An 18599-nucleotide genomic window follows, 5' to 3' on the forward strand; every position below is an offset into this window, starting at 1 on the left:
ACTGCCGTTTTAACGCTGGGTTCCGTTTAACCTCAGGTTCCGGCCGGAGACTTCAGTTTGTCTTATCGGATTCCGGAACATGCACCACCACAACGGGGCAGTGTGCGTGTGCCACACAGGCCGAGCTGACCGAGCCGATCAGCAAGCCACCGAACCGGCCGTGGCCGCGCCGGCCGACCACCAGCATCCGGGCCTCTTTGCTGGCCTCGATCAGGGCCTGCCGGGCTGCACCCCGCACCAGACGCGTCCGGACATTGTTGTCCGGGCCAAGAGCCTTCTCCACGGATTCGTGCAGGATCTGGCCGGCCCGCTCCTTGAACCCGTCGATCCCCATGACGGTGTAGCCGTCGTACATCTGCGGAAACTCCCAGACCGCGATGGCCTCAAGATCGGCACCGAGCGGCTCGGCCAAGCGTTGGGCCTCACGCAGGGCCTCAAGCGAGGCTTCGGAACCATCCACTCCTACGACGACTGTGCCCTTAGCGCTGTTGCTGGCCATGGCTGACTCCGATCCTTTTTCTCCCCTGTGGCGCAGGACCAAGTCCAGTCCCGGGCCGGTCCTGTGTCTGGACAGCCTACGCCGGACTTCCGGGTCCTTCCATCCTGTGCCGGGCAGAGGGGCCCGCGCTGCGGGGTGACGCTGGTGTTGTCCCGACACCATGCCATAAGGTGATTGATAAGACTCAATCACTCGTGCGGGTCCGAGGAGCCGACATGCCGACTACGTCGATCACCATCGCGCCGCTGCCGATTCCGGAGTCACTGGCAGGGCAAGCGGGTGCGGACTTCACCGCCTCCGCTGAGCTGGCCAACCTGGTCAGCTGTCTGGTCTGGGGAAACAACGATTTTTGGGTCAGCCCGGCCGCCAGACTGGAGGGTTCCCGTGCCAACGACTACACGGCCACCTATCTCTGGGCGGCCAAGCACGGGGACCGTCACGTAGGCCGCGCCTTGCTGGAACTGTCGCTGCAAGACAATGAACAAAACGGCTATGTCTTTGTGGCGGTGCACCCGCAGTACCGGTGCCGCGGAATCGGCCGACGGCTGCTGGCAGAGGCCGAAGGGCTGGCCGGCAGCAGGGGGCGGACCACGCTCCAGTCGTGGAGCGAGCACCCAGTCGGTTTCGGGCTGGAGGGCCAGGAGATGCTGCAGGCCGAAACGGGGTACGGTTCGGTTCCGGCGGCATCGCCGGCTGTCCGGTTTGCCACGAAGAACGGCTTCCGGCTGGAACAAGTGGACCGGTGCAGCCGGATGCCGATACCCGCCGACGCCGGCCGCCTCATCGAGCACGTGGAGACGGCCGCGGCCAGAGCCTCCGGTAGCTACCGGCTGGTGGAGTGGGCTGACAACTGCCCGCCGCAGTACCTGGACCAATACGCGGTGCTCCGCCAGCGGATGAGCACCGACGCTCCCCTCGGCGACCTCGACTACCAGGAGGAAACCTGGGATGCGGTCCGGGTGCGGCACAAGGAGGAGGACCTCAAGCGCATGAACGGCCGGAGCCTGGTGGTGGCAGCACAGCACAGGCCCACCGGCGACCTGGTCGGGCATACCGTCCTTGAGTGGTTTCCGGCACAACCCGAGGTCGTGTACCAGGAGGACACCCTGGTGCTGCGTGCCCATCGCGGCCACCGCCTCGGCCTCTGGATCAAGGCCCGGAACCTGCAGCGCGTAGCGGGGTCATGGCCGCAGGGCCGCCGGCTGTACACCTGGAACGCGGCGGAGAACAGCCACATGCTGGACATCAACATCGCCCTTGGTTTCGCCCCGGCCGGTTACGAGGCCGCCTGGCAAAAGAAACTGCCGGCCCAGCCGTAAGCCAGAAAGGAATGCCGCCAGAATTTGCCCGGACTGCACCTGGAAGGGTGGCCTAAGTCACACCCAATCCCTAGGGTGGGCCACATGGCAGCCGGACCGATCAAACCAGGTGCAGACGGCAGTGCATCCGACGCGATGCTGGCCGTCGGGAAATTCTTCACCCGCTGGGAGGAATCCGACGATGGCCGGGCCGTTTTCCGCAAAGGCGGCCGCGCGGGCGACGTGTTCTACCGCGACCGTTGGAGCCATGACAAGGTGGTCCGGTCCACGCACGGCGTGAACTGCACGGGCTCCTGCTCCTGGAAGGTGTACGTCAAGGACGGCATCATCACTTGGGAGGCGCAGCAGACCGACTACCCCTCGGTCGGCGCAGACCGTCCCGAATACGAGCCCCGCGGTTGCCCCCGCGGGGCTGCGTTTTCCTGGTACACCTATTCGCCTACCCGCGTGCGGTATCCCTATGTGCGCGGCGTGCTGGTCCAGATGTACCGGGAAGCCAAGGAACGGCTGAAAGACCCGGTACTGGCCTGGGCGGACATTCAGTCCGACCCGGAGCGCCGGCGCCGTTACCAGCAGGCCCGCGGCAAGGGCGGACTGGTGCGCACCAGTTGGGCGGAAGCGGTGGAAATCGCGGCCGCGGCGCATATCCACACCATCAAGGCCTACGGCCCGGACCGGGTGGCCGGGTTCTCGCCGATCCCGGCCATGTCCATGGTCAGCCACTGCGTCGGCACACGGTTCATCCAGCTGATCGGCGGGGTGATGACGAGCTTCTACGACTGGTACGCGGACCTCCCCGTGGCCAGCCCCCAAGTGTTTGGCGACCAGACGGATGTGCCCGAATCCGGTGATTGGTGGGATTCCACCTACTTGATGATGTGGGGCTCCAACGTTCCCGTGACCCGCACGCCGGATGCGCACTGGATGGCTGAGGTCCGCTACCGCGGCACCAAGGTTGTCACGGTCAGCCCGGACTATGCGGACAACACCAAGTTCGCCGACGACTGGCTGCCTGCGCAGGCGGGCACCGATGCGGCCCTGGCCATGGCGATGGGACACGTGGTCCTGAAGGAATTTTTTGTGCAGCGCGAGGTCCCGTTCTTCACCGACTACGTCAAGCAGTACACGGACCTGCCGTTCCTCATCACACTGACACCCTCGCCGGACGGTTCGTCGCTGGTGCCCGGAAAGTTCCTTACCGCGGCCGACCTGCCGGAACACTCCGCGGCCCAGGACGCCGAGTGGAAGACCGTGCTGCTGGATGAAGCCAGCGGTAAACCGGTGGTGCCGAACGGTTCCATGGGCTTCCGCTACAACCAGGCGGACGCGGGCAAATGGAACCTCGATCTGGCCGGCATCCGTCCGCAGCTGAGCCTGTACTCGCCGGGCGTCGACGCCCGCGAAGTGCTGCTGCCCTGCTTCGAGGCTCCGGACGGCTCCGGCTCCGTGCTGCGCCGCGGCGTGCCGGTCCGGCAGGTGGGGGACAAGCTCGTCACCACCGTCTATGACCTGATGCTCGCGCAGTACGGCGTGGGCCGGGACGGCCTGCCGGGCGAATGGGCGGGGGATTACGACGACGGAGCCACGCCGTACACACCCGCGTGGCAGGAAGCGATTACCTCGGTTCCCGCGAAGAAGTGCATCAAGATTGCCCGCGAGTTCGCCCGCAACGGCGAACAATCCAAGGGCCGGTCGATGATCATCATGGGAGCCGGGATTTGCCAGTGGTTCCACGGCGACGCAACCTACCGGTCGATTCTCTCGCTGCTGCTGCTGACAGGATCAATGGGCCGCAACGGCGGAGGCTGGGCGCACTACGTGGGCCAGGAAAAGACCCGGCCCATCACCGGCTGGGTGTCGCTGGCCAACGCACTGGACTGGTCCCGCCCGCCGCGGACGATGACGGGAACCTCCTACTGGTACATGCACACCGGCCAGTGGCGCAACGACGGCTACTCCGCGGGATCCTTGAGTTCGCCGCTGGCCGAAGGAAACTTGGCCGGGATGCACACCGCGGACACGATTGCGCAATCCGCCCGGCTGGGTTGGATGCCGTTCTACCCGCAGTTTGACCGGAACCCCCTGGCCGTCGCGGAGGAAGCAGAGGCCGCCGTCGCCGCAGGCCAGGCGGACGACGCGGCCGGATACGTCGCCACCCGACTGGCCAACGGCGCGCTGAAACCGGCCGTGGAGGACGTGGATGCTCCGGAGAACTGGCCGCGGACGCTGATGCTGTGGCGGTCCAACCTGATGGGTTCCTCGGCCAAGGGCAACGAATACTTCCTGAAGAACCTGCTCGGCACCCACCACAACGTGATGGGCAACGCGGAGGAAGCCGGCATGGCCCGGCCGAAGGACTTGAGGTGGCACCAAGAGACGCCGGAGGGCAAGCTGGACCTGCTGTGTTCGGCGGATTTCCGGATGACCTCCACCACCTTGCTCTCCGACGTCGTGTTCCCGGCGGCCACGTGGTACGAAAAGCACGACTTGTCCTCCACCGACATGCATCCGTTTGTGCACGCCTTCACGCCGGCCATTGACCCGCCGTGGGAGACCAAGTCGGACTTCGAGATGTTCCACTTGTTGGCCCAAGAGTTCTCCCGCCAGGCCGCCACGCATCTTGGTGTGCGCAAGGACCTGGTCAGCGTGCCGTTGCAGCATGACACCAAGGGCCAGATCGCCCAGCCCGGCGGCGTGGTCCGGGACTGGCGGGACGGAACCACGGAGCCGGTGCCGGGCAAGACCATGCCCAACTTCACCGTCGTCGAACGCGACTACACGGCCATCGCGGACAAGCTCGCCGCCGTCGGGCCGTTGGCGGACAAGCTCGGCTTCACGGTCAAGAACATCACCTACAAACTCGATCACGCCCTGGACTGGCTGGCCCAGAAGAATGGGGTGATGCTCGGCGGCGCCGCGGACGGACGCCCGGCCATCGAGACTGACGCCAAGATGGCCGAAGCGATCCTGACCTTCTCCGGCACCACTAACGGGGAATTGGCGGTGCACGGCTTCCGGGAGCTGGAGAAACAGACCGGACGGGAACTGGTGGACCTGGCGCTGGGCTCGGAGGAAAAGCACATCACCTTCGCCGACACACAGGCAGCGCCGGTCCCGGTGATCAGCTCGCCGGAGTGGTCGGGGTCAGAGACCGGCGGGCGGCGCTACGCACCATTCACCACCAATATCGAACGGCTCAAGCCATTCCACACGCTGACCGGGCGGATGCACTTCTTCCTGGACCACGACTGGATGCGCGACCTCGGCGAGGCGCTGCCCATCTACCGCCCGCCGCTGGACATGCACCGGCTTTTCGGCGAGCCGAAGCTGGGCCAGGACGGCTCCAAGGAGATCACCGTTCGCTACCTGACCCCGCACAACAAGTGGTCCATCCACTCCGAATACCAGGACAACCTGTTCATGCTGTCGCTCTCCCGCGGCGGTCCGGTCTGCTGGATCAGCCAGCAGGACGCGGCGTCCATCGGGGTGCTGGACAACGACTGGGTCGAGTGCGTCAACGCCAACGGCGTGTTTGTCTGCCGGGCGATCGTCAGCCACCGGATGCCGGAAGGCGTCGTCTACGTCCACCACGCCCAGGAGCGCATTATCGACGTGCCGAAGTCCGAGGCCACCGGGCGCCGTGGCGGCATCCACAACTCGGTGACCCGGCTGCTGGTCAAACCCACGCATTTGATCGGCGGGTACGGACAGTTGGCGTACGCCTTCAACTACCTCGGCCCCACCGGAAACCAGCGGGACATGGTCACCACCATCCGCAAGCGCTCGCAGGAGGTCACGTACTGATGAAAGTCATGGCTCAGGTCGGCATGGTGATGAACCTCGACAAATGCATTGGCTGCCACACCTGCTCCGTTACCTGCAAACAAGCATGGACCAACCGCGCCGGCACCGAATACGTCTGGTTCAACAATGTGGAGACCCGGCCCGGGCAGGGGTATCCGCGCCGCTACGAGGACCAGGACCGGTGGCGGGGCGGTTGGGAGCTGAACCGGCGCGGGCGCTTGAAGCTCAAGGCCGGCGGCCGGTTGAAGAAGCTGCTGGGCATCTTCGCCAGCCCCGTCCAGCCGGAGCTCAACGACTACTACGAGCCGTGGACCTACGACTACGAGACGCTGACCGAAGCGCCGCTCGGCGACGATTTCCCGGTGGCGCGGCCCAAGTCCCTGATCACCGGCGAGGACACCAAGATCGAGTGGTCCGCCAACTGGGACGACAACCTGGGCGGCACGTCGCAGTTGGGGCATCTGGACCCGATCGTGGAGAAGATCCGCAGGGAATCCGAAGACAAGATCAAGTTCGCGTTCGAACAGACCTTTATGTTCTACCTGCCGCGGATCTGCGAGCACTGCCTGAACCCCTCCTGCATGGCCTCCTGCCCGTCCGGCGCCATTTACAAGCGTGAAGAAGACGGGATCGTGCTGGTGGACCAGGACCGGTGCCGAGGCTGGCGCCAGTGCATCACCGGATGCCCATACAAGAAGATGTACTTCAACCACAAGACGGGCAAGGCCGAGAAATGCACGTTCTGCTACCCGCGCATCGAAGTGGGCATCCCCACGGTCTGTTCGGAGACCTGCGTGGGCCGCCTGCGGTATCTCGGGATTTTCCTGTACGACGCTGACAAGGTCACCGCAGCGGCGTCGGTCCCGGATGAAAAGGACCTCTACCAGGCCCAACTGGACCTGATGCTGGACCCGAACGACCCGGAGGTCATCACGGCCGCCCGCGCCGAAGGCATCCCCGACGACTGGCTGGACGCCGCCCGGCGCTCCCCGGTCTACCACCTCGCGAAGGTCTATAAGGTGGCGCTGCCGCTGCACCCGGAGTACCGGACCATGCCGATGGTCTGGTACGTGCCGCCGCTGTCGCCGGTGGTGGACCTGCTCAGCGACCAGGGCCACGACGCCGAGGACGCGGACAACCTGTTCGGGGCCATCGAAGCGCTGCGCGTCCCGGTGGAGTACCTGGCCGACCTCTTCACCGCCGGGGATACCGAGATCGTGACAGGGGTGCTGCGGAAACTGGCGGCCATGCGCGCCTACATGCGCGGGATCAGCCTGGGCGGCGATCCGGAAGAAGCGGTCGCCGCATCCGTGGGCATGGACGGCGAGCGGATGTACGACATGTACCGGCTGATGGCGATAGCGAAGTACAACGAGCGCTATGTCATTCCCAAGGCTCACGTCGAGCAGGCCCACAATCTGGAGGAGATGGGCTGCTCGCTGGATTTCGAAGACGGGCCCGGCATGTACCCCTCGGAGGCATTCGGCGAAGCCAGCGGACGGCCGACGCCGGTAGCGGTGGAGAACTTTTACGCCCTGAAGCAACGCCAGACCACCGGCGGCCACGCTGAACCCGGCGAACTGCGCGGCCGGGTGAACCTGCTCAACTGGGACGGCCGGGGCGTGCCGCGCGGGATGTTCCCGGAGCAGGATAACCCGCAGATGTCGCCGGAGTCACCCGCCCATTCCGGCGGCGCCTCCGGCCCCGGTCCGGACGCCGGCGGGCCGAGCGACCAGGCCGGACCGAGCGGCAACCCGCTGGAGAGCCGGCCATGACGCAGCGAAACCGGGTCACCTACCTGTCGGCGTCCTGGTGCCTGTCCTACCCGGATGAGGAACTGCTCGGCCGGATCCCGCTGGTCCGCCGGGCGCTCGCCGAATTTTCCGGACTGGACCGGCCCTTCCACGACGTGCTGCAGGCGCTCACCACCGTTCCGCTGGGGGAGTCGCAGGCGCGCTACGTGAAGGAATTCGATCTCAGCCGGCGGCACGCCCTCCACCTGTCCTACTGGACCGACGGCGACACACGCCGCCGCGGCGAGGTCTTGGCCAGCTTCAAGCGGGTGTACCGGGACAGTGGCATGCTGGTGGACCTGCATGGCGAACTGCCGGACTACCTGCCGATGGTGCTGGAGTTCGCTGCCACCGTGGACCTGGACGCCGGCCGAAAGCTGCTGACCGATTACCGGGCCAGCCTGGAAATGCTGCGGCTGGCCTTGGTGGACGACAACCTTCCGCAGGCCGCCGTCGTGCAGGCGGTGTGCGATTCACTGCCGGGCAAATCGCCCGCCGACCGCCAGGAGATCATGAAAATGGCCGGCTATGGGCCGCCCACCGAGCGCGTCGGACTGGACGCCTATGACCCGCGGCTGCTCCCGCTCGCAGGAGGACAACAATGACCGACATCGTGCTCTGGGGCGTGCTGCCCTATGTCATGGTTGCCGTTCTGGTAGGCGGCAGCATCTGGCGCTACAAGTACGACCAGTTCGGCTGGACCACGAGGTCATCCCAGCTGTACGAGTCCAAGCTGCTGCGGATCGCTTCGCCGGTGTTCCACTTCGGCATCCTGGCCGTCATCGCCGGCCACTTCTTCGGGCTGGTCATCCCGAAGAGCTGGACCGAAGCCGTTGGCATGAGCCAGGACTTCTACCACTTCAACGCGCTGTTCGTCGGCGGCGTGGCCGGTATCTGCACGCTGGGCGGAATCATCCTGCTGATTGTCCGACGCCGGACTACCGGACCGGTCTTCATGGCCACCACCAAGAATGACAAGACCATGTACGTGGTGCTGGTGGCCGCGATCGTGTTTGGCCTCTGGACCACGCTGGCCAGTGTGTTCCTGGGCGACCACGGGCACAACTACAGGGAGACGGTTTCCCCGTGGTTCCGCTCGCTCTTCATCTTCCAACCGGACATCGCATCCATGTCGGCTGCCCCGTTCTCCTTCCACCTGCACACGCTGGTGGGCATGCTGTTGTTTGCCATCTGGCCTTTCACCCGGCTGGTGCACGCCTTCACGGCACCTTTCCACTACCTGTTCCGGCCGTACATCGTTTACCGCAGCCGCGACGTGGGCAGCGTGCCCGGAGCCCGCGGCCGCCAGCCCGGTTGGCAGCCTGTGGGGACGCGTGACCGGGACCGGCGGTAGCTCCCGGCACGATCGCGACAGCAACACCAGACACAGGAAAGAGGCAACGTGGAGACAGAAAACAAGGGCGCAACCAAGAACCTCGTGCTGGCCACGGTGGCTTCACTGATCGCGTTTTGGGCGTGGACCATCATCGCCCCCTTGAGCGCGGCCTACACCCAACAGATGGGGCTGTCTACGTCGCAAACCGCCATCGTGGTCGCCATGCCGGTCTTCGTCGGCGCGCTCGGCCGGATCGTCGTCGGGTCCCTCACGGACCGCTTCGGCGGCAGGATCATGTTCGCCGTGGTGCTGATCTCCACGGCCCCGTCGGTGCTGTTGGTGGCACTGGCAGGCTCGTTGCAGTCTTATGCGCTGTTGGTGGTTTTTGCCTTCTTCCTGGGCGTGGCCGGCACGGTGTTTGCGGTCGGCATCCCGTTCGTCAGCCCGTGGTATCCGAAATCGCGGCGCGGTTTTGCCACTGGAGTCTTCGGCGCCGGCATGGGCGGCACCGCCCTGTCCGCTTTCCTGACGCCGCGTTTGGTGGCGTGGATCGGCTATTTCCCCACCCACCTGCTGGTCGCCGTCCTGCTGGTGACGGTGGCCGCTGTCGTCTGGTTCATGATGGAGGAAGCACCAGGCTGGACAGCGAACCGGAATCCGGTAGTGCCCAAGCTGATGGCTGCTGCCAAGCTGCGGGTCACCTGGGAAATGTGCTTCCTTTACGCCGTGGTGTTCGGCGGATTTGTCTCCTTCAGCAACTACCTGCCGACCTACCTGAAGGATGTGTATGAGATGGATCCCACCGGCGCCGGCACCCGGACCGCCGGTTTCGCGTTGGCTGCAGTCCTCCTCAGGCCGGTCGGCGGCATCCTTGCGGACAAGATTGGCCCCAAGCCCGTGGTGCTCTTTTCGCTGGGCGGGGTGGCTGTTCTCGCCTTCGTGGTGAACATGCGGCCGGACGCCGACGTCCCGGCCGGTTTGACCTTCCTGGCCATGGCGGCGGCGCTGGGGATGGGCGCCGGCGGGGTGTTCGCCTGGGTGGGCATCAGCGCGCCGCCCGAGAAGGTGGGGTCTGTCACCGGAATTGTCAGTGCGGCCGGCGGACTCGGCGGATACTTTCCGCCGCTGGTCATGGGGGCTACCTACAATGCCCAAGACAAGAGCTACGCCATCGGCCTCCTGCTGCTGGCCGCCACCGCGCTGGTCGCGTTCGCCTACACCACCACGTTCATGAAGGGCCGCCGCAAGCCCGCGGAGGAGACCGCCGGGTCGGAACCGGGCTGAGGCCCCACCGGTTTGCAGAGGCGGTGGATTGGGACGGCGGCCTGCCGAAACGGTTGCCAGTTCGGCCCGTTGCCCGGAGCAAACGAGGGCAGCGTGTGACGCCAAAATTCCCCTGTGGCGTGCGGCCGTAATGCTACCCCTCGGTAACCCGAGCGCGCGGTTACGATGGCTGCGCACCGGCATCCGCGCCGGAGTGACAGGAGCGGGGCCATGGAACACAGGACACTGGTGGACACGGTGGCGGAGAAGCTGCTGGAGGACATTGTCGCCGGCCGGCTGGCTCCGGGAGACGCGTTGCCGCCCGAAGCCGACATCGCCGCCGAGTCGCAGGTCAGCCGGCTCACGGTCCGGGAAGCTCTGACCATGCTGCGGACCATCAACGTGATCAGCGTGCAGCGGGGACGGGGCACTTTTATCAACCCGCCCGACGAGTGGACCTCCGTCGAGGCCATCGTCCGGGCAGCCGCCCACAGCACCGGTGACTCCCTTGCATCGAGGCAATTGCTGGAAGCGCGGCGACTGGTGGAATCCGGAGCCGCGGCGTTGGCCGCTGCACGCCGGACTGAGCAGGACCTGGAGGTTCTGCGCCGGGAAGTGGAGTCTATGGCGGCGGCAGATGCGGCGGGCGATGCGGACGCCTTCGTCGAAGCCGACCGTCTGTTCCACACGGGGATCCTGAAAGCATCCGGTAACACTCTCTTTGCTGCCGTGTTCGTGCCAATGGGCCGTGTGCTGGCCTCCGCGCGACGCGAGGCATTTACCGCCCCCGCTGTCCGCGCCCGCACGCTGGCCATGCACCGCAAGGTGCTCACCGCCGTCGACAGCGGAGACCAGCACGGTGCCCGCCAGGCCATGGAGGACCATTTGGGCCAGATCCAGGACGATTTCGACGGCGGTACAGCCGGCCTGACCGTGCCATCGGCCGAAGGACAGCTGGCCGCCGAAGTGCAGAAAGCCGCCGTCGTTTAAGCGGCGTGCGGCAGCACGCGGAGCGGACTAGTCGGCGGACCGGCGGTGGACTGGTAGGAGCAGGAAAAGGGGCCAGGACAGCGAACCGGCCAGCGGACAAAGCGCCGGCCCGCCGGCGGGTCGGGCAGCGGACCCACCAGCGGACCCACTGCTGCCGGCACGGGCGCCGATTTGGAGTCCGGCCGAAGCATCCCGTAACCTTGAAGAACCAAAGACCGTCGGTCGTTGAATCCTCTACGTTTTCAACCGAAAGTCCCGTGCCGGGACGGCCTGCGCAGGTGAACGAAGCATTGCCCCGCCCCGGATTGCCGGAGATGGGATCGAAGCCCCGTGCATCTGCATGGGGCGTTTTTTATGCATGCGACCCGAACCACCGGCACTATTCCCCGGAAGGAGGGTTATGGCAACGCCAACAAAGGTGGCAGCCGTTGAAGAAATCACCACCGATTTCAAGGAATCCAGCGCTGCAGTCCTAACCGAATACCGCGGGCTTACCGTTGCACAGCTCAAGGAGCTGCGTGTTTCTCTGGGCCAGGACACCAAGTTCTCGGTCGTAAAGAACACCCTGACTGGCATTGCAGCCAAGGAAGCCGGCATCGACGCGTTCGAAGGCCAGCTTGCCGGACCCACTGCTATCGCCTTCATCAAGGGTGACGCCGTTGCAGCCGCCAAGTCCCTGACGGATTTCGCAAAGTCCAACCCGCAGCTCATCATCAAGACCGGTTTCTTCGAGGGCAAGGCCCTGGACGCTTCCGCTGTTGCTGCACTGGCCGCTCTCGAGTCCCGCGAGCACCAGCTGGCCCGCGTCGCCGGAGTCCTCAAGGCTCCGATGTCCGCACTGGCCCGCACCATCGATGCGCTGCGCATCAAGCAGGAGGAGAACGGTGGCGCCGCTGCCGAAGCTCCGGCCGAAGCTGCCGAAGCTGAAGCTCCCGCTGCCGAAGCAACCGAGGCCCCGGCCGAGGCTGCTGCCGAAGAGCAGTAAGACTCTTCACCAACCTCACTCTTGGTGCGGACACACCAGCCGCATCACCTATCAGGAAGGACGCCAATCATGGCGAAGCTCACCAACGAAGAGCTCATTGAAGCTTTCAAGGAACTGACCATCATCGAACTCTCCGAGTTCGTCAAGCTGTTCGAGGAGACCTTCGAGGTCACCGCTGCAGCTGTTGCCGTTGCAGGCCCCGCCGGCGGCGCTGGCGAAGCCGCTGCTGAGGAGCAGAGCGAATTCGACGTCGTCCTCGAAGCAGCCGGCGACAAGAAGATCGCAGTGATCAAGGAAGTCCGCGGCCTGACCTCCCTGGGCCTCAAGGAAGCCAAGGACCTGGTTGACAGCGCTCCGAAGGCCGTCCTCGAAGGCGCCACCAAGGAAGCTGCCGAGAAGGCCAAGGAAGTTCTCGAGGCTGCCGGCGCTACCGTCACCCTCAAGTAAGCTTCTTCAAGCTGCTGCAAAGCCCCGCTGCCCTCCCAGGGCGGCGGGGCTTTGTGTTTTGCCTCAAGCACGACGGCGAAGTGGCCGCCCGGCAGATGCCGGCCCGGGGCCGGAGATGGCAGACCGGGCGGTGTCAGACGGACCGGTGCCGGCCCGACGATGTCAGGACGGGTCGGAGATATCTGCGACTGTTGCACCAAGCGCTGCGGTGAGGGCGTCGGCGTCGACAAAGGCGGAGTAGCCGTGCTCACCGGCACCCAGCGAAATCCGCCGCCCGCGGATCGACTCATCGGCGTACACGGGCCAGGCCGTGCTGCTGCCCAGCGGAGTGATGGTGCCCCGCCGGTAGCCGGTTGCCTCAAAGGCAACATCAGCGTGCGGCAGCGAGAGCTTGTTGACTCCCAGCAACGACCGGAGCTTGGGCCAGGAGATCTGCCGGTCCCCGGGAATCAGGGCGAACAGGAACGAGCCGTCTTTGTGCTTGACCACCAGGGTCTTCACGATGTCTGCCTCGGCAACGCCCAGCAGGTCGGCCGCCTCGGCCAGGCTGCGGGCACCGGAGCGCTCGGCCACTTCCACTGGGAGTGAGAGTGCTTCGGCGCCGGCCAGGAAGCGTTGCAGGCCGGCAGGCAGGGCGGGGGCACCGGATTCATTGCTCATGTCCGGTTCAAGTGCCGGAGTGCGGCCGGTATTCCCTGACTGCCGCGTCGTCCCAACACGGCTGGATGGGTCAGCCGAAGGCATGGCCCGAAGGCGTGGCCCGAAAGCCGGCCAGCCCGCGGGCGCGGCCCGAAGGCGTGACCTGATCCGGGCCGGTCTGAAAGCCGGCCGGTCCGCAGTCCTAGTCGCGGTAGAGCAGCAGCGCCTCGCCTTGGCCGCCACCGCCGCAGAGCGAAACCGCAGCCTTGCCGGTCCCGCGCCGGCGCAGTTCAAGCGCGGCCGTCAGCGCCAGCCGGGCGCCGGAAGCACCGATCGGATGGCCCAGGGCGATGGCCCCGCCGTGGATGTTGCACTTCTCCAGCGGGTAGTCCAGGTCCTGAAGCGACTGCACCGCCACGGCGCCGAAGGCTTCGTTGATTTCGATGAAGTCCAACTCCGCAGTGCTCCAGCCAGCCCGGTGCAGGGCCTGCGAGATGGCGTTGGAGGGCTGGGACTGCAACGAGGTGTCCGGTCCGGCAACTTGCCCGGCACGGCCGACGACGGCCAGCCAGTCAAGCCCGCTGTCCTCCGCGAAACCTCGCGTGGCCACCACAACGGCCGCGGCGCCGTCGGAGAGCGGGGACGAGTTCCCGGCCGTAATGGTCCCGTCCTTGGCAAACGCGGGGCGCAACGGAGACAGGCTCTCGACGGTGGTCTGCGGCCGGACGCCCTCGTCCCGGTCCACGATTAGATCGGCGCCCTTGCGCTGCGGCACCTTGACCACGACGATCTCGTCGTCGAAAACGCCGTTCTCCGCCGCTGCCGCGGCCCGCTGGTGGGACGCAGCAGCCACTTCGTCCTGCGCTTCGCGGCCAATGCCCAGCTCGCTGTTCCGGCGTTCTGTGGAGGCGCCCATGGACTCGTGGTCGAAGGCATCGGTGAGGCCGTCATGGGCCGTGGCATCCAGCGCGGTCATGCTGCCGTAGGTCCAGCCCTGGCGGGAGCCCGGGAGCAGATGCGGGCCATTGGTCATGGACTCCTGCCCGCCGGCGACAACCACCTGGGCCTCGCCGGCGCGGATCAGCCGGGCCGCATCGGTGATGGCTGCCAGTCCGGAGAGGCATACCTTGTTGATCGTAACGGTGGGTACGTTCCAGCCCAGTCCCGCGGCGATGGCGGCCTGGCGGGCAGGGTTCTGGCCGGTCCCGGCCTGGATTACGTGCCCCAGGATGACCGCGTCCACCTGCGCTGCGGCGACCTCGGCGCGCTCCAGGGCGGCAGCGATGGCCTTGCCGCCGAGTTCGACGGCGGTGAAGGATGCGAGCTGGCCGTTCAGGCGTCCGTTCGGCGTCCGCGCGCCGGCCAGGATGACGACGTCGTCGCGACTGCTGGTGTTCTGGGCCATGGTGTAGGTGCCTCTCTCTGCGCCGACGGCCTGGCCGTGAATCGGCCATAAAAACTGAGGCTGGCGGCTGCTGCGCTGGATATGATCTGATTCACAGATTACCCGTACCCGGGAACTCGCCTGAAGCGATGACCCAAAAATGCCGGCGGCGGGGTATATGCTGGTGGCGTTGTCCCGGGGAAGACAACCGCGAAGACGCCTTTCGCAACGCATTTGCACTACCGTTTGCGGTGGCTGGCACCGTGCCCCGCGTGGCGTTTCGCCCATTGCACGCCGCTCCGATCCCGATGGCGGGGGAGCGGGCACATGGTCCTGCCTGCATGCTGGACAATCCGGGACGCCGTCCCGTACACTTAGTATTTGCGTCTTCCCTCAAAACCTTCGGCCTTCATATAGCGGTGGGCTTCGCCACGCCCTATCTGTGTTTAACTACAGATCGTGCGGCGGGCAAGGATCATATAGCGGATCCAGGTTGCGTCCGGACCTCACCAGGGGTACCGGCAGTGCGGAAGCGCAGGACAAGCCTGAAGGTCTGTGGAAGGATCCCTCTTGGTCGCCTCGAGCACCTCTAATACCGATACCGCTAACAGCCTGCTGGACGCCTCGTCGAACGACGGAGCAACCCGCCGGCTCTCATTCGCCAAGATTCACGAACCTCTTGACGTTCCCAATCTGCTCGCCCTTCAGACCGACAGCTTCGACTGGCTGGTCGGCAACGAGCGCTGGAAAGCGCGCGTAGCCCAGGCTGAGGAAGAAGGCCGCCAGGGCGTCGCCACCACCTCCGGCCTCTCCGACATCTTCGAAGAGATCTCCCCGATCGAGGACTTCCAGGGCACCATGTCCCTGAGCTTCTCCGAGCCGGAGTTCGCCGATCCGAAGTACACCATGGCCGAGTGCAAGGACCGCGACGCCACATACTCCGCGCCGCTGTACGTCAAGGCCGAGTTCATGAACAACAACACGGGCGAGATCAAGCAGCAGACCGTGTTCATGGGCGACTTCCCGCTGATGACAGACAAGGGTACCTTCGTCATCAACGGCACCGAGCGTGTTGTTGTCTCCCAGTTGGTCCGCTCGCCGGGCGCCTACTTCGAGAAGACCGCCGACAAGACCAGCGACAAGGACATCTTCACCGCGAAGATCATCCCGTCCCGTGGCGCCTGGTTCGAGCTGGAAATCGACAAGCGCGACCAGGTCGGCGTTCGCCTTGACCGCAAGCGCAAGCAGTCCGTGACCGTGCTGCTGAAGGCCCTGGGCTGGACCGAAGGCCAGATCCTGGAGACCTTCGGCGAGTACGACTCCATCCGCGCCACGCTGGAGAAGGACGCCACCCAGACCCAGGAGGAAGCCCTCCTGGACATCTACCGCAAGCTGCGTCCGGGCGAGCCGCCGACAGTCGAGGCTGCCCAGTCCCTGCTGGACAACCTGTACTTCAACCCGAAGCGCTACGATCTGGCCAAAGTGGGCCGCTATAAGATCAACCGCAAGCTGGGCATCGACAAGCCGCTGAGCGATCCGGACGCTTCCGTCCTGAACAATGACGACATCGTCGCCATGATCAAGTTCCTGGTCGCCCTGCACGCGGGCGAAGCCACCATCCCGGGCAAGCGCGACGGCGTCGACCACGATCTCCGCGTCGAGATTGACGACATCGACCACTTCGGCAACCGCCGCATCCGCGCGGTGGGCGAGCTGATCGAGAACCAGGTCCGCACCGGCCTCTCCCGCATGGAGCGCGTGGTCCGCGAACGCATGACCACCCAGGACGTGGAGGCGATCACCCCGCAGACCCTGATCAACATCCGCCCCGTGGTGGCAGCGATCAAGGAGTTCTTCGGTACTTCGCAGCTGTCCCAGTTCATGGACCAGAACAACCCGCTGGCCGGCCTGACGCACAAGCGCCGCCTGTCCGCGCTGGGCCCGGGCGGCCTGTCCCGCGACCGTGCCGGCATGGAAGTCCGTGACGTGCACCCCTCGCACTACGGCCGCATGTGCCCGATCGAGACTCCTGAAGGCCCGAACATCGGCCTGATCGGCTCGCTGGCTTCCTACGGCCGGATCAACGCCTTCGGCTTCATCGAGACGCCGTACCGCAAGGTCGTCAACGGGCAGGTCACCGACCAGGTGGACTACCTGACCGCCGACGACGAGATTGAGTGCGTCATCGCCCAGGCGAACGCTCCGCTGACCGAGGACCTGCACTTCGAGGAAGACCTGGTCCTCAGCCGTGAGCGCGGCGGCGGCGGCGAGCCGGTACTCATGCCGGCCGACGAAGTCGACTACATGGACGTTTCCCCGCGCCAGATGGTGTCCGTGGCAACCGCCCTGATTCCGTTCCTGGAGCATGACGACGCCAACCGCGCACTGATGGGCGCCAACATGCAGCGCCAGGCTGTGCCGCTGCTGCGTTCGGAAGCGCCGCTGGTCGGCACCGGCATGGAGCGCTACGCGGCTGTTGACGCCGGCGACTCCGTGGTTGCCGCCAAGCCGGGCGTGGTCACCGAGGTGTCCGCAGACCTGGTGACGGCGCTGAACGACGACGGCACCGAGACCCGGTACCCGATCATGAAGTTCGCCCGCTCCAACCAGGGCAACGCCTACAACCAGCGCGTCCTCGTGTCCGAGGGCCAGCGCCTGGAAGCCCGCAGCATCATTGCCGACGGCCCGTCCACCGATCAGGGTGAACTGGCGCTGGGCAAGAACCTGCTGGTGGCGTTCATGTCCTGGGAAGGCCACAACTACGAGGATGCGATCATCCTTTCCCAGCGTGTGGTCTCCGACGACGTGCTGACCTCCATCCACATCGAGGAGCATGAGGTTGATGCCCGCGACACCAAGCTCGGTGCCGAGGAGATCACCCGCGACATCCCGAACGTGTCGGAGGAAGTGCTCTCCCAGCTGGACGAGCGCGGCATCATCCACATCGGTGCCGAGGTCGACGCCGGCGACATCCTGGTGGGCCGTGTGACCCCGAAGGGCGAAACCGAGCTGACTCCGGAAGAGCGCCTGCTGCGCGCGATCTTCGGCGAGAAGTCCCGCGAAGTGCGCGACACCTCCCTGAAGGTTCCGCACGGCGAGTCCGGCACCGTCATCGGCGTGCGCATCTTCGATCGTGATAACGACGACGAACTGCCCCCGGGCGTCAACCAGCTGGTGCGCGTGTACGTGGCGCAGAAGCGCAAGATCACCGACGGCGACAAGCTCGCCGGCCGTCACGGCAACAAGGGCGTCATCTCCAAGATCCTGCCGGTCGAGGACATGCCGTTCCTGGAAGACGGCACGCCGGTTGACGTTGTGCTGAACCCGCTGGGTGTCCCCGGCCGCATGAACGTGGGCCAGGTGCTGGAAATCCACCTCGGCTGGGCCGCGAAGCAGGGCTGGAACATCGAAGGCAATCCGGACTGGGCCAAGAACCTGCCGAACCTGCCGCGCCAGACCGGTCCCACCACGGTGGCCACCCCGGTGTTCGACGGCGCCAGCGAGTTCGAAATCACCGGACTGCTGGATTCGACTAACCCGACCCGCGACGGCGACCGGCTGATCGGTTCGTCCGGCAAGGCGCGTCTGTTTGACGGCCGTTCCGGCCAGCCGTTCCCGGATCCGGTGTCCGTCGGCTACATGTACATCCTGAAGCTGCACCACTTGGTGGACGACAAGATCCACGCGCGCTCCACCGGCCCGTACTCGATGATCACCCAGCAGCCGCTGGGCGGTAAGGCGCAGTTCGGCGGCCAGCGCTTCGGTGAAATGGAAGTGTGGGCGCTGGAGGCCTACGGTGCCGCGTACACCCTGCAGGAACTGCTCACCATCAAGTCCGACGATATCCACGGCCGCGTCAAGGTCTACGAGGCGATCGTCAAGGGCGAGAACATCCCGGAGCCGGGCGTTCCCGAATCCTTCAAGGTGCTGATCAAGGAAATGCAGTCGCTGTGCCTGAACGTGGAGGTCCTCTCCACCGACGGCACCGCGATCGAAATGCGTGACTCGGATGAAGAAGTCTTCCGGGCCGCGGAAGAGCTGGGCATCGACCTCTCGCGGGCCGAGCCGAGTTCCGTCGAAGAGGTCTAGCCGGGCGGGCCGGCCGGCACAGGGCGCTTGAGTGCCCATCGGCCGGCCAGC

13 protein-coding genes are annotated in these 18599 nt (G+C 65.8%); 10 read left to right on the top strand and 3 right to left on the bottom strand.

The window, feature by feature from the left end; translation table 11 throughout:
• Positions 1-52 precede the first annotated feature (52 nt).
• Positions 53-499: a universal stress protein gene (locus ACMX2H_RS14240; RefSeq protein ID WP_414961265.1), complete on the bottom strand. Its 447-nt coding sequence runs from the start codon at positions 497-499 to the stop codon at positions 53-55.
• 215 nt (positions 500-714) lie between these two features.
• Between ACMX2H_RS14240 and ACMX2H_RS14245 the strand changes: the two genes are divergently transcribed.
• The 9 genes from ACMX2H_RS14245 (at position 715) to rplL (ending at position 12436) form a co-directional block, all read left to right on the top strand.
• A complete protein-coding gene (locus tag ACMX2H_RS14245; protein ID WP_414961267.1) occupies positions 715-1818 on the top strand; it encodes a GNAT family N-acetyltransferase in 1104 nt (367 codons plus the stop codon).
• Between the two features lie 84 nt (positions 1819-1902).
• On the top strand, positions 1903-5622 hold the full coding sequence (locus ACMX2H_RS14250) for a nitrate reductase subunit alpha (RefSeq protein WP_414961269.1): 3720 nt from the start codon (positions 1903-1905) through the stop codon (positions 5620-5622).
• Entirely contained in the window at positions 5622-7397 is a 1776-nt protein-coding gene (narH, locus tag ACMX2H_RS14255) for a nitrate reductase subunit beta (protein WP_414961271.1), read from the top strand. Before ACMX2H_RS14250 ends, narH begins: the two co-directional genes overlap by 1 nt.
• Positions 7394-8020, top strand: a complete 627-nt coding sequence (narJ, locus tag ACMX2H_RS14260; protein ID WP_414961272.1) for a nitrate reductase molybdenum cofactor assembly chaperone — start codon at positions 7394-7396, stop codon at positions 8018-8020. Before narH ends, narJ begins: the two co-directional genes overlap by 4 nt.
• Positions 8017-8769 carry a respiratory nitrate reductase subunit gamma gene (gene narI / locus ACMX2H_RS14265; RefSeq protein ID WP_414961274.1) on the top strand — a complete coding sequence of 251 codons (753 nt, stop codon included), beginning with the start codon at positions 8017-8019 and terminating at the stop codon, positions 8767-8769. The genes narJ and narI overlap by 4 nt, the downstream gene beginning before the upstream one ends.
• A gap of 48 nt (positions 8770-8817) precedes the next feature.
• On the top strand, positions 8818-10035 hold the full coding sequence (locus tag ACMX2H_RS14270; protein WP_414961276.1) for an MFS transporter: 1218 nt from the start codon (positions 8818-8820) through the stop codon (positions 10033-10035).
• A gap of 210 nt (positions 10036-10245) precedes the next feature.
• Positions 10246-11004 (top strand): FadR/GntR family transcriptional regulator, encoded by a 759-nt coding sequence (locus tag ACMX2H_RS14275; RefSeq protein WP_414961278.1) that lies wholly within the window; start codon positions 10246-10248, stop codon positions 11002-11004.
• Positions 11005-11404: 400 nt separating this feature from the next.
• Positions 11405-11989, top strand: coding sequence for a 50S ribosomal protein L10 (gene rplJ, locus ACMX2H_RS14280; RefSeq protein ID WP_136784947.1), 585 nt, complete (start codon positions 11405-11407; stop codon positions 11987-11989).
• A 69-nt stretch (positions 11990-12058) separates the two neighbouring features.
• Positions 12059-12436 (top strand): 50S ribosomal protein L7/L12, encoded by a 378-nt coding sequence (rplL, locus tag ACMX2H_RS14285; RefSeq protein ID WP_414961280.1) that lies wholly within the window; start codon positions 12059-12061, stop codon positions 12434-12436.
• Between the two features lie 162 nt (positions 12437-12598).
• Here the strand turns inward: rplL and ACMX2H_RS14290 are convergent, their stop codons facing one another.
• Together ACMX2H_RS14290 and ACMX2H_RS14295 are read right to left on the bottom strand one after the other, a co-directional pair.
• Positions 12599-13096: an aminoacyl-tRNA deacylase gene (locus ACMX2H_RS14290; protein ID WP_414961282.1), complete on the bottom strand. Its 498-nt coding sequence runs from the start codon at positions 13094-13096 to the stop codon at positions 12599-12601.
• 181 nt (positions 13097-13277) lie between these two features.
• Entirely contained in the window at positions 13278-14480 is a 1203-nt protein-coding gene (locus tag ACMX2H_RS14295) for an acetyl-CoA C-acetyltransferase (protein WP_414961284.1), read from the bottom strand.
• Between the two features lie 549 nt (positions 14481-15029).
• On the opposite strand from ACMX2H_RS14295, the gene rpoB reads away from it, so the two are divergent.
• The gene (rpoB, locus tag ACMX2H_RS14300) at positions 15030-18548 is read left to right on the top strand and encodes a DNA-directed RNA polymerase subunit beta (RefSeq protein ID WP_414961286.1); all 3519 of its coding nucleotides are present in this window, start codon (positions 15030-15032) and stop codon (positions 18546-18548) included.
• Positions 18549-18599 lie beyond the last annotated feature (51 nt).

The organism is Arthrobacter sulfonylureivorans (genome assembly GCF_047607445.1).
GTDB classification, from domain to species: Bacteria; Actinomycetota; Actinomycetes; order Actinomycetales; family Micrococcaceae; genus Crystallibacter; species Crystallibacter sulfonylureivorans_A.